The organism is Neorhizobium alkalisoli (genome assembly GCF_002968635.1).
In the GTDB taxonomy this organism is placed as follows: domain Bacteria; phylum Pseudomonadota; class Alphaproteobacteria; order Rhizobiales; family Rhizobiaceae; genus Neorhizobium; species Neorhizobium alkalisoli.
In genome coordinates, this window is sequence record NZ_PVBN01000003.1 from 322,810 (window position 1) to 342,946 (window position 20,137).

The 20,137-nt window shown below is 59.5% G+C and carries 20 protein-coding genes; 4 read left to right on the forward strand and 16 right to left on the reverse strand.

The window, feature by feature from the left end; genetic code table 11:
• Positions 1-113: 113 nt before the first annotated feature.
• From C5L13_RS08910 to ltnD, 4 genes are read right to left on the reverse strand one after another with little or no spacing between them, the layout of a single operon-like run.
• Positions 114-878 (reverse strand): hydroxypyruvate isomerase family protein, encoded by a 765-nt coding sequence (locus C5L13_RS08910; RefSeq protein WP_105382914.1) that lies wholly within the window; start codon positions 876-878, stop codon positions 114-116.
• A 2-nt stretch (positions 879-880) separates the two neighbouring features.
• Positions 881-1,531: a 3-oxo-tetronate 4-phosphate decarboxylase gene (gene otnC / locus C5L13_RS08915; protein WP_105382915.1), complete on the reverse strand. Its 651-nt coding sequence runs from the start codon at positions 1,529-1,531 to the stop codon at positions 881-883.
• A complete protein-coding gene (gene otnK, locus C5L13_RS08920) occupies positions 1,528-2,802 on the reverse strand; it encodes a 3-oxo-tetronate kinase (RefSeq protein ID WP_105382916.1) in 1,275 nt (424 codons plus the stop codon). Before otnK ends, otnC begins: the two co-directional genes overlap by 4 nt.
• A complete protein-coding gene (gene ltnD / locus C5L13_RS08925) occupies positions 2,802-3,716 on the reverse strand; it encodes an L-threonate dehydrogenase (RefSeq protein ID WP_105382917.1) in 915 nt (304 codons plus the stop codon). Before ltnD ends, otnK begins: the two co-directional genes overlap by 1 nt.
• 176 nt (positions 3,717-3,892) lie before the next feature.
• Here ltnD and C5L13_RS08930 point away from each other — a divergent pair, with 176 nt between their 5' ends.
• Both C5L13_RS08930 and C5L13_RS08935 read left to right on the forward strand, forming a co-directional pair.
• Positions 3,893-4,909: a LacI family DNA-binding transcriptional regulator gene (locus C5L13_RS08930; protein ID WP_105382918.1), complete on the forward strand. Its 1,017-nt coding sequence runs from the start codon at positions 3,893-3,895 to the stop codon at positions 4,907-4,909.
• Between the two features lie 231 nt (positions 4,910-5,140).
• Positions 5,141-5,377 (forward strand): hypothetical protein, encoded by a 237-nt coding sequence (locus C5L13_RS08935; RefSeq protein ID WP_105382919.1) that lies wholly within the window; start codon positions 5,141-5,143, stop codon positions 5,375-5,377.
• Between the two features lie 568 nt (positions 5,378-5,945).
• Here the strand turns inward: C5L13_RS08935 and C5L13_RS08940 are convergent.
• Positions 5,946-6,251 (reverse strand): DUF1236 domain-containing protein, encoded by a 306-nt coding sequence (locus tag C5L13_RS08940; RefSeq protein ID WP_105382920.1) that lies wholly within the window; start codon positions 6,249-6,251, stop codon positions 5,946-5,948.
• A gap of 1,279 nt (positions 6,252-7,530) precedes the next feature.
• Here C5L13_RS08940 and C5L13_RS28710 point away from each other — a divergent pair.
• Positions 7,531-7,818: a hypothetical protein gene (locus C5L13_RS28710; RefSeq protein ID WP_158693419.1), complete on the forward strand. Its 288-nt coding sequence runs from the start codon at positions 7,531-7,533 to the stop codon at positions 7,816-7,818.
• 86 nt (positions 7,819-7,904) lie between these two features.
• On the opposite strand, the gene C5L13_RS08955 is transcribed toward C5L13_RS28710, so the two are convergent.
• Positions 7,905-8,567, reverse strand: coding sequence for a response regulator (locus C5L13_RS08955; RefSeq protein WP_105382923.1), 663 nt, complete (start codon positions 8,565-8,567; stop codon positions 7,905-7,907).
• A gap of 456 nt (positions 8,568-9,023) precedes the next feature.
• Between C5L13_RS08955 and C5L13_RS08960 the strand changes: the two genes are divergently transcribed.
• Positions 9,024-9,944: a LysR substrate-binding domain-containing protein gene (locus C5L13_RS08960; RefSeq protein WP_105382924.1), complete on the forward strand. Its 921-nt coding sequence runs from the start codon at positions 9,024-9,026 to the stop codon at positions 9,942-9,944.
• A 121-nt stretch (positions 9,945-10,065) separates the two neighbouring features.
• On the opposite strand, the gene C5L13_RS08965 is transcribed toward C5L13_RS08960, so the two are convergent.
• From C5L13_RS08965 to C5L13_RS09010, 10 genes are all read right to left on the reverse strand, one after another.
• Complete coding sequence (locus tag C5L13_RS08965) at positions 10,066-11,346, reverse strand: TRAP transporter large permease (protein ID WP_105382925.1); 1,281 nt, start codon at positions 11,344-11,346, stop codon at positions 10,066-10,068.
• A 3-nt stretch (positions 11,347-11,349) separates the two neighbouring features.
• Entirely contained in the window at positions 11,350-11,901 is a 552-nt protein-coding gene (locus C5L13_RS08970) for a TRAP transporter small permease (protein ID WP_105382926.1), read from the reverse strand.
• A 75-nt stretch (positions 11,902-11,976) separates the two neighbouring features.
• Positions 11,977-12,972, reverse strand: a complete 996-nt coding sequence (locus C5L13_RS08975; RefSeq protein WP_105382927.1) for a DctP family TRAP transporter solute-binding subunit — start codon at positions 12,970-12,972, stop codon at positions 11,977-11,979.
• 47 nt (positions 12,973-13,019) lie between these two features.
• On the reverse strand, positions 13,020-13,904 hold the full coding sequence (locus C5L13_RS08980; protein ID WP_105383138.1) for an NAD(P)-dependent oxidoreductase: 885 nt from the start codon (positions 13,902-13,904) through the stop codon (positions 13,020-13,022).
• Between the two features lie 20 nt (positions 13,905-13,924).
• Positions 13,925-14,230, reverse strand: coding sequence for a putative quinol monooxygenase (locus C5L13_RS08985; protein ID WP_105382928.1), 306 nt, complete (start codon positions 14,228-14,230; stop codon positions 13,925-13,927).
• Positions 14,231-14,243: 13 nt separating this feature from the next.
• The gene (locus C5L13_RS08990) at positions 14,244-15,602 is read right to left on the reverse strand and encodes an NAD(P)H-dependent oxidoreductase (protein WP_105382929.1); all 1,359 of its coding nucleotides are present in this window, start codon (positions 15,600-15,602) and stop codon (positions 14,244-14,246) included.
• A gap of 318 nt (positions 15,603-15,920) precedes the next feature.
• Positions 15,921-16,979 carry an ABC transporter ATP-binding protein gene (locus C5L13_RS08995; protein WP_105382930.1) on the reverse strand — a complete coding sequence of 353 codons (1,059 nt, stop codon included), beginning with the start codon at positions 16,977-16,979 and terminating at the stop codon, positions 15,921-15,923.
• A 4-nt stretch (positions 16,980-16,983) separates the two neighbouring features.
• Positions 16,984-17,814 carry a carbohydrate ABC transporter permease gene (locus C5L13_RS09000; RefSeq protein WP_105382931.1) on the reverse strand — a complete coding sequence of 277 codons (831 nt, stop codon included), beginning with the start codon at positions 17,812-17,814 and terminating at the stop codon, positions 16,984-16,986.
• A gap of 4 nt (positions 17,815-17,818) precedes the next feature.
• Entirely contained in the window at positions 17,819-18,754 is a 936-nt protein-coding gene (locus C5L13_RS09005; protein WP_105382932.1) for a carbohydrate ABC transporter permease, read from the reverse strand.
• 94 nt (positions 18,755-18,848) lie between these two features.
• Complete coding sequence (locus C5L13_RS09010) at positions 18,849-20,105, reverse strand: ABC transporter substrate-binding protein (RefSeq protein ID WP_105382933.1); 1,257 nt, start codon at positions 20,103-20,105, stop codon at positions 18,849-18,851.
• Positions 20,106-20,137: the final 32 nt, after the last annotated feature.

Genomic DNA, 20,137 nt, shown 5'->3' on the forward strand with positions numbered 1-20,137 from the left:
AGTGCCGTCAGTCTTCCTTCGTCGAGATCGTCTCGATGCCGCATCGAAATCCGGCCCGTTTCCCATTCGAATTCCGTGCAGTCGTCATGCCAGGCATGACGTCGTCGTCTCCTTCACCGGTAGTCCTTCAACCATTGGAGACCCGCGTCTGTTGAGGTAGCCGGCCGGTACTCGGCCCCTACGGGGCGGTCGTAGCCTAGCTCTTCCAGCAGACGGAAAATGTAGCGGTAATCAATCTCCCCATGATCCGGCTCCCGCCGGTCAGGCACCGATGCGATCTGAATATGCCCGATGGAATTCAGATACTTTTGCAACCTGCGGGTCAAGTCACCTTGCGTGATCTGCAGGTGGTAGCAGTCGAACATCAGTTTGATATTCGGCGCGCCGACCGCGGCGATGATTTCCAGCGCCTGTTCGGACGTCTGCAGAAAATAGCCGGGCGCATCATGATGATTGAGCGGCTCGATCAGAATGGTAATTCCGGCTTTGGCCGCGAGCTCGCACGCGTGCCTGAGGTTGGCGACGAAGGCCGCCCGCGCCGTTTCGCCCGAAGCCTTGCCAGCCATGACATGCACGTTGAGCGTTCCAGTGGCGGCGGCATAGTCGATCGCCTGCTCGCTCGCCTGGCGGGCCTCATCCTCGCGTCCCGGCACGGCCGCAAGTCCGTTGTCGCCCGCTTCGGCATTGCCCCGGATGGTATTGAGGCCAAGCATGGTCAACTTGGTTTCCTGAAGCGCCTCGCATACCGCTGTAGCCGAAACATCGTAAGGGTAGTGGCACTCAACCGCATCGAAACCCGCCGCTTTGGCAGCCCGGATTGCATCGGGGAGCGAAAGCTCCTGCCATAGGAAACCGAGATTGGCGGAGAACCGTAACATGCTCAATCCCACTCCACGTCATAGGTTCGGACGAGATCGGCAATCTGCGCCTGGCTGAGCAGAGAGGGATTGGCGCCGCGCGTCAGCATGGCGAGCTTCGCCGTCTCCTCAAGCTCCTCGATTGCATAGATCGCTGCCTCGAGATCCTTGGCAGATACGACCGGACCATGGGCGGCGAGCATGACCGCGCTTCGCCTGCCGGCAAGGCCGCGGATCGCATCGCCCATCGCAGGATCCCCGGGCATGAAATAGGGGAGCAGCTTCACCTTGCCGAGCTTCATGATCGAATAGGCGGTGAGCGGCGGCAGCATGTTGTCGGGATCGATATCCGAAAGCAGCGACAGCGCCACCGAATGAGAGGAATGCAGATGCACCACGGCACCGGTCTTGTCTGGCCGGGTTTCGTAGAAGGCCGCATGCAGCGGCATCTCCTTGGTGGGCTTGTCGCCTCCGATCAATCGCCCGTCCGGATCGAAGGAGGAAAGCCTTGCCGGGTCGAGCCGGCCGAAAGAGCTGCCGGTCGGCGTCACCAGCAACCGCCCGTCGGAAAGCCGCGCAGAGATATTGCCGGACGAACCGGCCGTCAGACCGCGGTCGTAGAGCGACTTTGCCATCAGGCAGATATCTTCCCGCAGTCGCGCTTCCTCGCTCATGCGGCCTCCAGCAGTTTGAATGCATCCTCAAAGAACGCTTCCCCACCGAAATTGCCGGATTTCAGCGCCAGGGCGACCCGCTCGCCTTCCAGCTCCGCGAAGGTCCAGGGCACGCCGGGCGCAATTTCCGGGCCGATCTCCAACCGTTTGATGCCGAGCGCCTGGATGACTGCCCCGGATGTCTCGCCGCCAGCGACCACGAAACGACGCACGCCAGACTGGAAAGCCTGCCGTGCCAGATCCGCGAGAACCTGTTCCACCAGTTGGCTCGCCTTTTCGAAGCCAAGCTTCTCCTGCGCCTTGCGCACTTCTTCCGGCTCGGCGGTGGCGAAGATCAGTTTCGGTTCTTCGGCTGAACGCCGTTGCAGCCAAGCTTCCGTAGGGCCAACCCCCTCCCCTGCCAGCGCAACCGGATCGAGCCGCAGGCTGGCGCTCTTGCCCGCGTAATAAGCGACTTGCTTGCGGGTCATGGCCGAACAGCTGCCCGAGAGCACCAGCTGGCCCCCTTTCGGCAAGCTATCCGAGCTCCTCGCAGCAGACGGTTCGACGACACCCTGCTCAAGATAAAGGCGCGGCAATTTTCCCGCAATGGCACTGCCGCCGGTGAGAAGCGGCAGGTTGGCGGTCGCAGCGGCAATCGTTTCGAGATCCTGATCCGACACCGCATCGGTGATGACATGCATGACACCTTCGGCGGCAAGAGTCTCCAGCCTTGCTTGTAACGCCTCAGTGCCCTCCGCCACCACAAGGCGATTGGCAAGGCCAACCTTTTTATGGACTTGCGGCGCGAGCAGTCGGACAAGGCTCGAATCCCGCATTGGCGTCAGCGGGTGATCCCTCATCGGGCTTTCGGACAGAAGCTGTTCGCCGACGAAGAGATGGCCCATGAAAACGCTGCGGCCGTTCTCCGGAAAGGCCGGGCAATAGATCGTCTGTGTAGCGCCAAGCTCTGCCATCAGCATTTCGGCCACCGGGCCGATATTGCCTTCCGCCGTGCTGTCGAAGGTCGAGCAGTATTTCCAGAAGAAGCGCGTCGCGCCGGCCTTTTTCAGCCAGGCGTAAGCCTGTCGTGTTTGCGCGATCGCGTCGTCGACCGGTACTGTGCGGGATTTCAGGGCGACGACTTCGAACGCGGCAGCATCTGCCACCCCTTCGGTTTCGGCAGGCACACCGATCCGCAATGAGACCGGCAGGCCGCTACGCGCGAGCAGCGCCGCGAGATCGGTTGCGCCGGTAAAATCGTCCGCGATGCAACCGAGCACCGTTGCCATCAGCCCTGTCCCTCCACGCCCGGCAGGATGGCGCCGCTCTTGCGCGCTAGGATTTTTACGACTGCCGCATCGTCCTCCAGGCCGAAGCCGGCGTCTGATGCTTCGACGAAGAGATTCAGCGCGGTTGCGGCGAGAGGCGTTATCGCCCCGGTCCTCTTCGCCTCTGAGGTGACGATGCCAAGATCTTTGACGAAGATATTGACCGCCGAACGCGGCGTGTAATCGCCTGAAACAATATGCTCGCCACGGTTTTCGAACATCCAGGATGAGCCGGCGGACACCCGCAGCACGTCGTAAAGCGTCTTCAGATCGATGCCGCTTTTTGCGGCGAGCGTCATCGCCTCGGCAGTCGCGGCGATGTGTATGCCAGCCAGAAGCTGGTTGATCATCTTGACCTGGGAGCCGGGACCGGGCCGATCCCCCAGTCGGAATATCTTCGCCGAGACCGCATCCAGTGCTGCTTCCGCCCGTGCATAAGCCTCATCCGACCCGGACGACATCACCGTCATCTCGCCCGAAAGCGCCTTTAGGTGACCGCCGGATACCGGTGCGTCGACAACAAGCATACCGGCGGCCTCCAGCCTTTCGGCGATCGAGATGGTGGCGCTCGGAGCCATGGTGGTGCAGAGCAGGAAGACGGTGCCAAGGGTTGCCGTTTCCAGTGCTCCTTGCGGGCCGAACAGCACGTCCTCCGCTTGACTGCTGTTGACGACGAATACGAAAATCACGTTGGCTGCTTTGGCCGCATCGGCGGGCGTGGTGCAGGATTCCCCACCCGCATCCGCAAAACGTTGCAACACATCCGGACGCACATCGCATCCGTGGACCGCAAAACCCGCTTTGAGAAGCGAATGGGCCGCGCCCCAACCCATGGAGCCCAAGCCGATGACCGCTGCCGTTTTTTCGCCCTGCATGGCTCCTCCTAAGACGCCAAGCCACATCCCGATATCTATGTTAGCGATACCGGTATCGGTAACATGAGCCATTTTTATGCCCTATGTCAACTGCGGATGGCTTTACTTCGTCGCCATACGAAATATGACTGTGTTGGGCGCGAGCTTAAATGGCTATTCGATCGGGATTCTCTGGGATGCGCAAATCCACTCTAGAAGAGGTCGCCGCCGCGGCGGGTGTGAGCAAGATGACCGCGTCGCGTGCACTTCGCGGCGTGGCCGATGTATCCAAGGAGACCCGCGAAAAGGTGCTGCTGGCGGCAGAGCGCCTGTCCTATGTCGGCAACCGGCTTGCGCTTTCACTGTCATCGCAGCGAACAAACCTCGTCGCGGTGGTGGTGCCCAGCATGTCGAACATCGTCTTTCCCGAGGTGCTGGCAGGTATCTCTGCGGGGCTCGAGGGATCAGGCATGCAGGCAGTTTTCGGCATATCCGACTATGACACGGCAAAAGAGCATACCATCATCCGGGACATGCTCTCATGGCAGCCTTCAGCGATTGTTGTCACCGGCCTCGACCAGCCACAGGAGACCGTTCGGATGCTGCAGAACGCTGCCATTCCGGTCATCCAGATCATGGATCTCGACGGGACGCCGATCGATTTCAACGTCGGGCTCTCGCACGGCAAAGCCGGTGAAGACATGGCAAGAGCATTGCTCGCGGCCGGGCGCAGACGGTTCGGCTATATTGGAAGCGCCCTGAACCGGGATCTGCGCGCCTGCAAGCGCAAGGCAGGCTTCGAACGTGTGTTGAACGAGAACGGCCTTGGTTTCGTCGAACAGCAGATCGACGACGCCTTCTCCTCGATTGCACTTGGAAAGCATCTGACGCAGCAGATGCTTGCGCCTGCCCCGAATTTGGATTGCATATACTATTCCAACGACGACATGGCGACTGGCGGTCTATTTGCCTGCATGGAACTCGGCGGTTCGGCGCTTGGCGATATCCTGATTGCCGGCTTCAACGGACTGGATCTCGCACTGGCGCTTCCGGCTAGGATCGCCACATCGAGATCCCCTCGCCGCACTATCGGCGAGACCGCAGGAAAGCTGGCGCGGGAGGCGGTAGCCGCCGGCCAGCCATCGCCTCAGAAGGTATTTTCCTTCGTTCCCGAGATTACCGGTGTCTCCGCCCTGCACCCTTCGCGGCTATGACGGACGCTCGACACGACTTCGCTCCTCCCAGGCCCGCGACCTTAACGCCTCCGGCAATGGCGTACGCGACGTCAGCCTTCCCGTGCCTGTGGGTCAGCCCAAAGACATCGATGTGTTGTGCCGGCAACATTTACCTAAGATAAAGCTCTCCCGGATCGGCTCATATTAGGTTTTCTTTGACAGACATGAGTCTCCGCTCCAACCTCGAACAATGGCTGGGGCGGCTTCGATATGTTTTCTTCCTACGATACCCTCGACAATGACGACCTGACGTTGCTGCGCCGGGTGCTGGAGGACGTCTGCGCGGACAAGGGCCTTCAGCTCGACGGTGATGAGGCGAAGACTATCGCTCGGGAACTCGTGAATTGGTATCTGTTTGGTGTAAAGCACCCGGATCAACTTAAAGAAATGCTCAGACCCCTCACGCCGACAGGATGCGCAGAAGTGGAACGCGCCGATCCTGTCTAGGTGACAATGCCGGTAATACAACCCAGGAGTTTACGCGCTTCGACGCGCCGAGAACAGTTCTCATCGGGCGGGTCGGGCTTCGTCTTGCTCGCGGCAACAGGCGCTGTCCGCATGGACTCGACGCTTTAGTTGCCTGCGCCGATCTGCATCATTCTTTCGATAGTCAGTGGCTTTTGAGGTGGCTTCCGCTTGAAGACAGCCTTCACCAGCAACACAAAGGCCACCGCAATAGAGGCCTTAATTAGCATATTCAGGAGACCTCCGCCGAGCCGCTCAAAAAATTTGGGCGCGGGCATTCACCTCCGTACTTAAGTTATCGCTACTTCAACCACAAAGCGATAAAAAACGATAGGCCGGCGATCACAACGGTGTTAAATACAGGACCTATCGAGTCCGGAAAAGTTTGGCCGCATTGGTGGCGCTCCTTAAGGCTCCGTGGTTAGCCGCCGCGTCTGAAGGAGAAGTAACGCCGCGCCCTCCCCTGGCAGCGGCGTTACGTCGGGCTCCACAATTAGCTCGCTAAACGGCCCGGCAAAGGTTCACCGGGCCGACGGGTTGGCATGACGATTTAGTTGATCACATGGACGATCTTGCGGGTGCCGGGCTCGACCAGCACTGTCTTGCCGCCGACCACCGCATAGCGGTACTTCACATCGGGGACATCGACCGTGTGGAGCTCAACCGTTTCAGGAAGCGCCGTACCGATGCTGACGGTGACGTTCGGCACGTCGATCGACTTTACCTTCTGCTTGGTGACATATTCCTTGATGACGGTCTCCTGCTCTGGAGCGATCACCACTGTCTGGGCCGCCGCAGCGAATGCGCCTGCAGTCAGAGCAAGTCCCGTTACAGCGGAAATCATGATCTTTTTCATCTGGTTATCCTCGTGTTGTTGCTGATCGAACTCGCCTCGCGAGACGTTGGAACAACATCCGGATGAAGCCCATGTTCCAGCCATGGACTTCAGTCCGAGGTCGCCATGGGACCAAAGGCCTCAGGCAGCAAACGAAGCTTAGGACCTAAGCCCAAACATGCCGATTAGGAGGAACCGGACCCGTGACCTGACGTTCTGGATCCCCGTTCGGCAGACGAGGAATGCCGACCTCCCCGACCCCTTCACCAATCCACTATTGGCTAATTCAAACAGGACGTTCATGGGACATACGAACAAGAGAAGTGGCTTCGGGCTGCCGATATTCACGGTGTTGCTGGCGATGGGCGCGATTTTGGCCTTACTGGTGCTATTCCAGGAGCCGCCTGCCTCCGCAAGAGTATTCGTCCCGGAGGACTCGCAACAGGTCAAGTAATGGCCAGAATTACTGCAGCAACGAGAGCAATGGCCGATATGCAGCCGAAGTAGGCGATCCCCCAAGACCGCGGCCATATTCCCCATACCCTGATCCTCAGGATTACCTCGCTCCAGAACCCTACGCTGTCGGCGGCAGTAGGTCATGCCGGTGCCGAAATCTACGGTTCCGCCGAAAGGATCACCGCCAAGATGCACAGGACGAGGATGAGCGGCAGCGCAAAGGCACTGCGGGCGACCCAGGCTCTGGATCCACCCTTATGCAGACACGGCATGGTGATATAAGACCACTTCCTCATCCCAGGTCCTTACCTCCTCGCGTTCCTGTCGGAGGCTCTGTTATGGGCTGAATGATTGTAGCCGGACTGAGTTCCACCCTGAGACTTAAGACCCTGACAGACGGGACCTTCGGCCTCGGATCCCACGGACCAAGGTCCGGGCTGCAGGGAATTAGGTCCCATCTGGGGAACATGGCCGCCACTTCGCATATTGGCACCTCGACAGATGGAGTCGAATATGGACGAGAGCATTTATCAGGCACGTTGGCTGCTGTTCACCGTCATCATTCTCGCAGGAGGACTTCTGGCTGCGGGTGTTGCGGCCGGATAGATGTCGTCCCTGCGGAATTGACCGAAGACAGAAAACACTGCCTATGGTGAGTTGACCGGAAACCCGCGTAACCCGCTGAAAGGCACCAGGAGTAAATCATTGTTCTCTCGCAGGCATCTACTGGCCGGATCCTTCTCCTCGACGTTCGCTCTGACCGCAACCTCTGCCCGGATCTCACTCGGAGGCCTCGCTCTGCTGGTTACGGACCACACCGCCATGGCCCAACAGGGTGGCGGCAATGGCGGAGGAAATGGTGGCGGCAAAGGGGGTGGGAACAGTGGTGGCAAGGGCGGTGGAAATGGAGGCGGCAACGGCAGTGGCGGGGGAAGCCGCGACGGGAACGGCAATGGCAATGGGGGCGGTGGAAACGGCAAGGGCGGGAAATCGTCCTCCGCGTCTTCGCGGGGCACTGGAAGCCCCGAGCCTGGTACACGGGGCGGCAGGACAGCCAGCGGCACTGAGGCATCAATCGGAGTCCGCCACGGGAGCGGCATCGAGGAAGAACTTGCCAACGACCGATACGTGATGCGGGATAACCGTGGCCGCACGATCATCAACCGGGCAGCGACTGCGGCAGACCGGGCAAGGATTCGATCCCTGGCAGGAAAGTGATCACGTGGTTTGGGTGGGCATCGCGGGTGCTGAACGGCGTCGCAGTTCCAGCCAATCTATCGCCGCCTGTGTCCTGTTGGTCGCGCCGACCTTGTGCAATATCGCGGTCACGTGGTTCTTGACCGTCTTCTCCTGAAGACCCAGCCACTTCGCGATAGCCTTGTTGGTCATTCCCGACGATATGAGATCCAGGACTTCAACCTCGCGAGGGGATAGTCGCGCCGTCTTCCATACGCCGCTCAGGCTCGGTTGAACGGTGTTCAGCTTGGCGCTCACGTCAGGGGCCACATATCTGCTGCCGTTGCTCACTATCCGTAACGCATCCGCCAGTGCGCTTGCGCCGACCCCCTTGGGGACATAACCCCAGGCACCGAGCGACATGGCTCGGCGGATATCTTCGCCCCGTTCGGAGACCGTCAGCATCACGATCTTCTGGTCGGGATTGTGTTCGATGATCGGGCTGATCGCCTCCAGACCATTTCCAGGCAAGGAGATATCGAGCAGCATTATGTCCGGCTTCTCCCGTCTGGCGATCAGGATCGCATCGTCCCGCGTATCGCCTTCCGCGACCACCCGAAAGCCGTATTCCGTCAGTGTCCGCGACAGCCCTTCCCGCATCAACGGATGATCGTCGACCACGGCAACGCGCAAGGACTCGTTCATACGATCTCCAATTGGCAAAGCTTGTTCTGCCCTTTGAGGCTGGTCTCGAGATTGGAGATGCGGATATCGTGGCAGATATGCCGACAAGCATGAGGGCCACAGTGAGGGCGGGACCGGCTGCGCGAGCAGCGGAAGTTTTCAAGGAAATACATGACTGAATGGACGCAACGGCAGCTACGATTGTGGAAGAGCCGGTGTAACTAGCGCCCCCCGATACTCCTTCAACGGCCAATGGGAGATTTATCCGCACCTTCGGCTGCCAGGCGGTCAGCGAGCTATGTCACACCAAAGCGGCAGAGGCCCGTCCCCTCTATTTCAAGGCGCGTACTGCAGCGACAGAACCGCGCGTAGTGTCCGCGGAGTAACCCGAGGAGCCGTGATGGTAGTTGCCACACCGGTAGCTGGCCATTTCGCTCATCCGTGGTGTAGTCTGCAGCCGGCAACGAAGTTGTAGAGATGCAGATCCCGATCAAACCTATCTTTGTTTTCCATACGGCTGCTCGTGCGGGCAGTATTTCAAGGGCGGCCCAGGAGCTGAGCGTCACGCCGTCCGCCGTCAGCCAGCAGATCCAGACGTTGGAATTGCAGCTGGGAGTGGCTCTGCTTGCGAAAGCCGGGCGCGGAATAGTCCTGACCGAAGCCGGCGAGCGCTATTTCTCGATGATAGCGGATCAGATGGAACAGATCTCGGAGGCGACGGCGACCATCAAGGGATTCCGCTCGGTCACCAGTCTGACGATCCGGGCGACGCCGACATTATCGAACAAATGGCTCCTCCCGCGACTGAACTCGCTTCTGGACATGCATCCTGATCTCGAGGTGCGACTTGACGGCACCAATGAGCCGACCGATTTTCGTCAGGAAATCGTCGATATCGAACTTCGCCATGGCGACGGACGCTGGCCGGGTCTGTTTGTCGAGGGTGTGGCTGAAGAGGATTTCCTCCCGGTCTGTTCACCTGGATACGCCGCGGCTGGCACGCTTCGGCCGGAGGATCTTCCCCGATATCGTCTGATCCACTCGGCCAAGTCGCAGGCCCAGTGGACCAGCTGGTTTCCATTGGCGGGCGTGACCCCTGGCGACCGATGGCAGCGGGTATTGTTCGACCGCAGTCACATGGCTATCGACGCCGCGGTGAATGGCATGGGGATCGCGCTTGAAAGTACGCTGATGATGGGAGCAGAGCTTTCCTCGGGACGCTTGATTTGCCCCGTGACATCGCCTCCGCCGCTGCGTCTTGTTACACAATGGATCGTTTGCCCGTTTGAGCATCTACGCCGGCCCAAAGTGCGAACTTTCCTCGAATGGCTGCGAGCGGAACGTGATGCCTGGCAAGCCAGCCAGCAATCGCCCGAGGTGACACATCTGCGGCGCTAGTTCCGGCGCCGAGGCGGTTCCACCAATCCATCCTGTTGCGTGACATCCGGAACTACGCCGCTGACGGATGGGCAAGCATTTCCATCCTGCTTTTCTACATCAGAGCAAACCGTCAGTGGCTTCAATACATCCCTAGGAAACGGATCGGTCCCAAGGTCAGGATCGGGAAAAGCACCAGGGCAAAAATGGCAAGGGTCAGAACGGTCATCGGAGCCAGGGATCCCTTGATAACGTCTTCGACCCTCATGTTCGCCACCTGAGCCGCTGCGAACAAACAGACCCCAACGGGCGGCGTCACGAGGCCCAGGGTGAGCGTCATCACGGTAACAACGAGGAAATGGATCGGGTCAATCCCGATGGCCTGCACCGGCGGCATAAGCACGGGGATCAGAATGAACATAGCCGGAATTGCTTCCATAAATATGCCTATGATCAGCAGGAACACGAAGATGACCAACATGCCGGTCAGCGGACCAAGGTTCATCGCGTGCAGAAGATCGGCGACTTTCTCCGGCAGGCCGTCATAGGTGAAGACCCAAGCGGCGATCTGTGACGTGGCTGCAATGAAAAGAATGGTTCCGGAGATTCGGGCCGTGGAAATCAGGATTTCCGGCACTTCGCTCACTGGAAGCGTCCGGTAGACGATGATCCCAAGCACGGCAACATAGACCACGGCGATCGCCGCAGCTTCCGTCGGCGTGAAAAGACCGCTGACAATGCCGATGATGAGGATCAGTGGTGTCAGCATGGGAAGGATCGCCCGCAATCCGGTGACGACCACCACACGGAAATTGAACGGGGACGGAGGATTGTAGCCGTAGTAGACCGAATAGCAGTGATTGAAAACGAGGAACGCCAAAGCGATGAACAGGCCAGGCACCAGGCCGGCCACCAGCAGCGTGCCGATCGACACATTGGCGATCGACCCGGCAATGACGACCAGAATCGACGGCGGGATGATCGAGGAAAGCGTTGCGGTGCAGAGCGTCATTCCGACCGCGTAACCCTTCGGAAATCCGTGCCGCTCCATGGCCTTGATCTCGATAGCACCCACCGAGGCGATGTCTGCCACCGAAGAACCGGAAACGCCGGAAAAAATCACCGAAGAAATCACGTTGACATGGCCAAGGCCTCCAGGAAGCCAGCCGACGATCGCTTCCGCGAAATCGAAGATGCGTTCCGCGACCCTGCCGCGCTCCATGACGGTGCCCACGAGAATGAACAGCGGGACGGCGACCAAGAGAAACGAGTTCATCGAAGAGAACATGGTTTGCGACAGGAGGTCGAGCGGCATGGGGGTGAACAGCAACAGTGTCACCACGCTTGCCAGCGCGAGCGCGACGGCCAGCGGGACACCCAGCATGCTGAGCCCGAAGAAGGAGATGAGGAGAAAGAGCGACATGAGTCAGTGTCCTGCGGTCATGGAAACATCGGCATGGGCGCTTTCGCCAGCCGGCAAGCCGAGTTCAGGGAGCGCGATCAGTTCGCGGCGCGTGCGTAGCGATTCAACGATCGCTAGGATCGCGATGACGGCGGAAACCGGCATCACCATCCCGATGACCCACATGGGAATGGGCAAGGTCGCAGCCGTCTCGTTCATCATGATCTGCTGCTGGACGAGCGTCAGCCCGGTCCAACCCATGAGGCCGAAAAATAGGACTGACGACGCCACGTAGATCGGTACGGCCAGATGATGGAAGATGCGCTGGCCCATGACGAGGAAAACGACGACACGCGCGCTTTCGACAGTGCGGAAACCCGCCGCCAACCCCAAAAACACCATCCAGATGAAAAGGAACCGGGTCGCTTCCTCCGTCCATGGCAACGGATGACCGGTCAGTCGTCCAATCACCTGCAGCAGGACGACGATCAGCACGCCGGCGCAAGCTGCACCGGCAGCAACATCGGCAACGATCTTCACGAATGTGCCGAGAAGGGAACTTAGAGGAGCTCGCATGATGGGCCCTTTCCAACGGGTGCTAAGGCCGATGACGCCGGCACCTTGTCCTCGCGGCAAGGTGCCGGCTAGCAGTCAGTTCGTGGTGATGAAGGTACGGGTGCGCTCGAAGAAGGACTTATCTTTCACGAGGGCGGAGAACTTGTCCGTCAGGCCGGCCGCCACATCGACGAAGGCCTTGCGCTGGTCTTGCGTCAGTTCGTTGACCTCCATGCCGTTCGCCTTCAACGTCGCCAGAGACTTCTCGATGTCCGCCGCATCATTGGCGGCCTTCCAGGCTTCGGTCTCCGTCGCCGCTTCGTTCAGTGCAGCCTTGAAGCTGTCGCTCAGGCCCTTGTACCGGGCCGGGTTCATGCCAAGCACCCAGGCATCGGCAATGTGGTTGCTGATGGTGGCGTATTTCTGCACTTCGTAGAGTTTTGCGCTGACCGGGACGTTCACCGGGTTTTCCTGGCCGTCGACGACCTTCAGCTGAAGCGCATTGTAGACCTCGGCAAAAGCCATCGGTGTCGGCGCAGCACCCATGGCTCCGAAGAACTCGACCCACAGCGGATTGTTCGGCACGCGCAGCTTCATGCCCTTGAGATCCGCCGGCGACGTAATAGCCACCTTGGAGTTGGTAATCTGCCGTAGTGGACGGGACCAGAGATCGACGCCCTGGATACCGATCTTGCTCAGATCCGACTGCAGTTCCTGCCCAAGATCGCTGGCAAGATAGGCGCGCAGCTGGTCGATATCGCGAAACTGGTAGGGAATGGCGATCGCCGTGAACTTCGGATTGAAGGTCGCGTAGAGCGAGGTGGAGTTCAAAAGCATGTCCAGCGAGCCGCCCGCCAGTTGCTTGACGCCAGCCGAGGGGTCGCCGCCATACAGCGTACCATTGGGGAACACCTTGATGGTCAGTTCGCCGTTGGTTTTTTTCGATACGAGTTCGGCGAACTTCTTGGCGGCAACGGTAATTTCGGATGTATCCGGGTCCGGGGTGGACAAGGTCAGTGTTTCAGCGTGTGCGATCGACGCCGCCAGCATTGCCACCGCTGCCACTGCGCTGCGGATCGTGAAATATTTCATGGTTGTTCCTCCCGTTGATTTTCAAAGTGAGCGCCTCATCGGCATGCTCACTTTGGGTTCATGCGTTGCAGTTCGCGGATAATCCCGCTGTGATCCAAATCGCCATCGCCATTGTCGACCATGGCTTGGAACAGTCGATCAACCTCCTCGCTGACCGGTAGTGTCAGGCCGCGGCTCCGTGCAAAACCGAGAGCCGTGGACGTATCTTTCACTTGGTATTTTGCTGGACCGCCTGGCTCGAAATTTCCTTCCACCATACGTAACCCGTGTTGACGGAAGACGGTCGATTCAGCGAACCCACCCAGCAAAGCCTCTCGCACCCGAGCCGGGTCGGCGCCGCCGCGCTCCGCGAGCGTGAGAGCTTCGGCAACGGCGCAGATCGTGGAGGCGACGATCAACTGGTTTGCGAGTTTTGTCAGGGCGCCGCTTCCCGACGGCCCAACATGCGTCACTCTTCCGAGGCACGCGAAGATGGGTCGAAGCCTGTCGACGACCACCGCATCGCCACCAGCCATGATGGCAAGCGTTCCTTCCCTGGCTCCCTTCTCACCGCCTGAAACCGGCGCGTCGAGGCAAGCTATCCCGCGCTCGGATGCCGCTTTTGCGAGCACGACAGCTGTCTCTACGGGTATCGAACTCATCACGACCAGCGTTGCTCCAGCCTGCATCGTGGATATCACCCCGTTTGTGCCGACCAATACCGCTTCGCAAACAGGCCCGGAGCTCAGCATACAGATCACGACATCGGCTCCGGCGACCACCTCGCAAACATTGCGGGCAACAGCCACACCATTCTGCTGCAGAGCCTCGGCCTTTTCCGAGGTCCGGTTCCACGCCGAAACCGCGAACCCGGCATCGGCCAACCGGCCGGCCATGGGGGCACCCATAATGCCCGTGCCGATGACAGCAATGCGGATAAGAGTGTCCGACATCGAGCTGGTCACCTCCCCGATCATGGATACTGTCGTTGGCAGAAGCGGACAGGCCGCTCCTTCACGACGAGTGGCGGAAACGCGTCCCGGAAGCGCCCCAGATGAGGCGTTTCCAGATGAGCATCAAAAGCGGCGCGGCTGTCATAGACTTCGTAGAAGACAACCGTGTCTTCTAAACCTTCCGGGCAGATGACGTCGAATTGCCGGCAACCGGGTTCGTCTGCAAGCGAATGTTTGGCATCGTCGCGGGCAGCTTCCAGAAAGGCCTGGAGCTGACCGGACCTGATCTCGAATTCCGCAATCACTACAAAAGCGTTCTGAGCCATCGTCTGTCCATACTCACTCTGCGGCAATCTTGCCTGGACGGAAGTGCTCTTCCATTTGCTGACGAAGCCGGACGACGTCGAGGTCGTTGACGATCTCGACGTCATCGAAGGAAACGATCTGATCCTTCCTGATCGGCCGCTTGAGCTTGACGTTATGGGCGAGACCGATCGGCAATGCCTTGAGATCGAGGCTGCGTGTCGCCGGGATTGCATTGGCCCAGACCGCGTAACCGCCCTCGCCGTCGAGCATCTCGCCCGGCTGCATGTCCTTCTTCGCCGTCGCGACGGCATCGCCTCGAAATTCCCTGGAGCAGCCGGTCGGTTCGTTGCGCAGTACGGCCGACAGCACGCTTACAGAGGTTTCCAGACCGATGATATGGAAAGGCCGCCACATAGACGCATACCAGCCGGACGGATCGGTCAGCAGGCCATACTGCTTGAAGCAGGCGCGCGCATATTCGTTATGCGCCTTGAAGGTGACGAAGACACCGTAGCGGATGTTGTTGAACACTTCCCGGCCATCCGGCTCCTGGCTGGCGGCGATATCGACGAGACCCGAGCGCGCCATCCGGCCGCCATCAGTCGCCGGACGGAAGACGCGAGCCAGATCGTGCAGACCGGCCGGCGGGAAGGCCAGGCCATCGTCTGGGCAATCGAGCCCCGTCCCGTTGGCCACCGCTGCCATCTCGATCGCCGCCTTGGTGCCGTCCGTGAAGGAATTGTACATCTTCGGATTGAAGTCGCCCTTGGCGACCTCTTCTTCGCTCCAGCCGAAGAAACCCCAGACTGTGTCGGGCGTCGAGTAGCGGTAACGGGGTTCGAAATTCATGCCTTTACCGGCAGCGGTCACCTCGAAACCGGTGGCACGAGCCCAGTCCACTAGCTCGCAAATCAGTGCCGGCTGGTCACCGTAGGCCATGGAATAGACAACCCCGGCAGCGCGGGCTTTTTCGGCAAGGATCGGACCGACCATGACATCGGCTTCGACATTGACCATGACGACATGCTTCCTGCCTGCGATCGCGCCGAGAGCATGGCGCGTTCCGGCAATCGGATGGCCGGTCGCTTCGATGACGCATTCGACTTCGTCGCAGTCGAAGATTTCGTTGACGTCGCTGGTCACGTAGGTCTGGCCGTTCTTCAGTGCTTCGCCGCAGCTTTTCGCTTCGTAACGCTCCTTTGCCCAACCGACACGCTTCAAGGATTCACGTGCCTTGCCAACGTCGAGATCGGCGACCGCGACCATATGGAGGCCGCTGATGCGCTGGGCCTGCGCCAACACCATCGAGCCGAACTTGCCGGCTCCGATGAGCGCCACCCGTACCGGACGACCATTGGCGGCGCGGAGCGAGAGAAGAGAAGAAAGATTCATGAGGCGTCCTCAGCTAGGGAATGAATGTGAGGAGTGCCCCGCTGACTTCAGCGCGCATTGGATCAGGGGACAGCGAGGCATGACACCTCGCCGACCGCGTGTGGTCCGAATGCACCTTGAATTCCTCCGGGGAAGCGCGGCTCCAACCGCCACTCCCAGCCGCCTCCCGAGCGGCTTATGAGGTAGGGTATGGCAATGGAGGGCTTAGCTCAATTTAGAAAGTCGAACAAATACGTTAGTTTTTCTAACGCTTCTTCGAGCCGGATTGAGGCAGTGGTGCCAAAGTTCCTTAGATCGAAAAACGATAACGCCACTGCGTTAGCCTATTCGAGTCCCCTCATCGTTGAACAGGTGAATGTACTCGGGCGGGAAAGACACCATGATCTCCCCTCTGACAGCCAGTGCCTGCCGATCCAGGGTAAAGACCTTGAAGGGTATTCCATGCAGCGAAAGGTGCAGGATGATGCCGAAGCCGGTTGGCTCTATGAGCTCCACCGCGGCGCGCCGGCCGCTACCGTCGCTGGTGATCACGACGTGCTCTGGCCGGATGCCGAGGGTGAGGCCGCTTCCCTCTTGGATGGATGTGGGGAGGCGAGCCTCGATCCCGCTTCCGTCCTTCAATTTTACGGAGCCACCAGCATAGGTCGCCTCGAGAAAGTTCATTCCCGGAGAGCCAATAAAGCCGGCGACGAACAGGTTGGCTGGCCGGTCGTAGAGTTCGAGAGGGCTTCCGACCTGCTGCACCACGCCGCCATGCATGGCAACGATGCGATCCGCCAGTGTCATCGCCTCGATCTGGTCGTGCGTCACGTAGATGGAGGTGGCTTTAAGATCGCCATGCATCTTCTTGATTTCGGCCCGCATCTGCTCGCGCAGTCGCGCATCGAGGTTGGACAAGGGTTCATCGAACAGGAAGGCTTTCGGTTGTCGCACGATGGCCCGGCCCATCGCGACACGCTGGCGCTGGCCACCGGAAAGCGCTTTCGGCCGCCTTTCGAGCAGTGGTTCTAGCCCGAGCTTGGAAGCCGCGCTGGCGACGGCCACGCCGATCTTTTCCTTGGCCATCTTTCGCAAGCGCAGGCTGTAGCTCATGTTGGCGGCGACGCTCATATGCGGATAGAGCGCATAAGACTGGAACACCATGGCGATGTCCCGATCCTTCGGATGCAGGTCGTTGACACGGTTGCCGGCGATGCGGATCTCGCCCTTGCTGACGCCTTCCAGCCCGGCGATCATCCTGAGCAGCGTAGACTTGCCGCAACCCGACGGTCCGACCAGCACGATGAATTCCCCATCACGGATATCGAGGTCGATGCCATGCAGCACGGAGACGTGGCCATAGGACTTTTCGAGTTTTTCGATCTCAATGGATGCCATGTCACTAACCCTTGACCGCGCCGGCCGTCAGGCCCTGGACGAGATACCGCTGGATGAGAAGGAAAAAGAGTCCTGCCGGGATGAGAGCCAGCACGCCGGCTGCCATCATCTGACCGAAGTCGACCGAGAATTTCGACACGAAGGTCAAGAGCCCGACCGGGAAGGTTGCCGCTGCATTGCCGTTGATCAGCATCAAGGCGAAGAGAAGCTCGCTCCAGGCGGCCGTGAACACGAAACCGAGCGTCGCCGCGATGCCCGGCAGCGTCAGCGGCAGGATGATTTGCCGGAAGGCGGTGAACTTGGTGGCACCGTCGATCATCGCCGCCTCCTCCAGATCTTTCGGGATGCCGTCGAAGAAGGACTGCATCAGGAAGGTGGCGAACGGCACGTTGAAGGCCGAGTAGACAATGATCAATCCCGTCAGGCTGTTGGTAAGGCCGAGCGGCGAGAGGATCTTGAAGATCGGCGCGACCAGCATGACCAGTGGAAACATCTGCGTCAGCAGCATCAGCGCAACGATCCAGTATTTCGCCCGGAAGCTGAAGCGGGAAAGCGCGTAACCGGAAAGCGAAGCGCAGACGGTTACGACCACCGCAGTCGACGCAGACACGATCAGGCTGTTCTTGAAGAAGGTCGGAAACGCGCTGTGCCGCAAGACGAATGCATAATGATCGAATGTCGTGCGCGACGGCCACATGCGGACCCCCTCGGAATAGAGAAGATCGTTCGGCGTCACCGAAACCTTGAGCAGCCAGAACAGCGGGAAAAGCGCAAAGACGATGTAGCAAAGGATCGCCATGCGATGCGCGATGATCGGCAGAAGGGACTGCTTCATGGGTTCAATCCTTGTTCAGCAATGTCTGCCGCAGCAGGATGATGAGCATCGAATAGGCGAGCAGGAGGACGAGCAGCACCAGCGCGATCGCCGATGCGTAGCCAAAATCGAGCGCCTTGAAGGCTTGGGTGAAGATGTAGCTCGCGACGATTTGGGTGCGGTCTGCCGGGCCGCCGCCCGTCATGACGACGATCAGGTCGGCAAAATTCGAGATCCACACGGTGCGGAGCAGCACGGTAATAGCGATCGTTGGCGCCAGGAAAGGCAGGGTGATCGAAAAGAAACGCTGAAACCAGTTGGCCCCGTCGATCGATGCGGCCTCATAGAGATCGCGCGGGATCGCCTGCAGCGCCGCAAGCAGGGTGATTGCGAAGAACGGGATCCCCCACCAGACATTCGCGATGATCGGCCCCCACATGGCATATTGCGGGTCCGAAAGGATATTTCCCGGCTGAGACATCAGACCGAGCCCGAAAAGCCAGTGCGGCAACGGCCCGATCACCGGGTTGAAAAGCCAAGCCCAGTTTAGACCGGCGAGGAAGGAAGGAACGGCCCATGGAATGAAGACGAGCGCCTGGACGAGCCCCCTGCCCCAGAACGGCTTGTCCAGGAGAAGCGCCAGGACGAGCCCGAAGGCGAACTGCAGCGCGACGGAAGCACCTGTCCACCACAGGGTGTTCTTCAAGGCTCCATAGAAGGCGGCATCCTTGGAGAGTTCACGAAAGTGCTCGAGACCGATAAACCCACCGGAAAACGGATTAAGGAGCTGAATATCGCGGAAGGCATAGGAAATCCCGATGACCAACGGCACGAGCATGACAACGATGATCAGGATTAGCGACGGCGCGCTATACAGATAGGGTTCGGAAGCATCGGCAAGACGCCTCAGCCATGGCTTTCGCACAGAATGGCCGTTTATGGAGCCGGTAGCAGTCATCATTGGCAGGCTTTTCCCGTTCGCGGCTTTTCGCCGTCTTCATCATTGCTTGTTCGGGAAGCCGATAGCGCTTCCGCTACCGACTTCCCGCACCGGATTATTTTTTGAGGTGCTTCTGCTGGGCTTTGGTCAGATATTCGGCCCACTGGTCGGCGAGTTGTTTGGGCGTGATGTCTCCGAGAAGCGCCTGCTGCGATGTCTTGATCGCGAGCGAATCCTTGAAGAAGGCAAATTCCTCGAGATAGGTCGGCATCACCGTCGGCACCGTGTTCGGATCGGCAAGCTCCTCGAACCAGCCCTTGAACTGGTCACCCGCATAGAACGGATCCTTCTCGGCGGAAGTATAGGCCGGCAGCGCGCCGATCTTCTTGTTCCATTCGAGATTGCCTTCCTTTCCTTCAAGCGTCGCGATCAGCTTCCAGGCGAGATCCTTGTCCTTGGTCGTCGAGAACATCGACCAGCCTGCATAGCCGATCGTGGGGAAGGACTTACCGTCCGGCCCCTTTGGAAGAGGAATGACTCCGAAGTCCTCCGTCTTCATGCGCTCGGCAATCGCGATCAGAGCATCCGGATCCTGATCGAGGAAGGCGCAGGTGCCGGAATAGAAGCCGGCCACGACTTCGTTGAAGCCCCAGTTGACGCTGTCCTTCGGCGCGTAACCCTTCTTGTAGAGGTCGACCATCCACTCGAGGCCCTTTGCCCAGCCTTCGCTGTTCATGGTCGAGGTGCCGTCTTCCTTGAAGTACTTGTTGTCACCCGCCATCGAGGCGGCGAAGATCATCCAGCCGTTCAGGCCACCCGGGCCACCGCGCATGCAGTAGCCGTATTTGCCCGGCAACTTGGAGACGGCTTCGGAGGCCTTGGTGAACTCCTCCATGGTCTTCGGCGGCGTCGCGACACCGGCATCTGCCAGCAGCTTCTTGTTGTAGAACATGGCGCGCAGGTAGAAGCCGTAGGGCAGCATATAGGCGGTCTTCTTGACGTCGCGGCCGAGTTCGAGCGCCCGTGGCGTCAGTTCCTTGGTCTGCTCCCACTTCGCAAGATAGGGCTCAAGGCTCTCCAGCATGCCGTTGTTGGCGTAGAGCGACAGCCAGGTGTCGGGCATCTCCATCACATCAGGCGTATCGCCGGCGGAAACCATGGTCGCGAATTTCTGGAAAGCCTCGTTCCAAGGCAGAGAGATGATCTCGACCTTGGTGCCGGGATTGGCGGCCTCGAACTTGCCGACGATCGATTTCAGCGTTTCGGTGCGTTCCGGGCTGGTGATGACTTCAACCAGTTTGAGTGTGGTATCGGCCAGCGCACTGCTGGCCATCAGCGTTGCCAAAAGCGCGGTCGTTATCAGTGTTTTCATTTGTCTTCTCCCAGTTGTTGTCGGTTGATGCT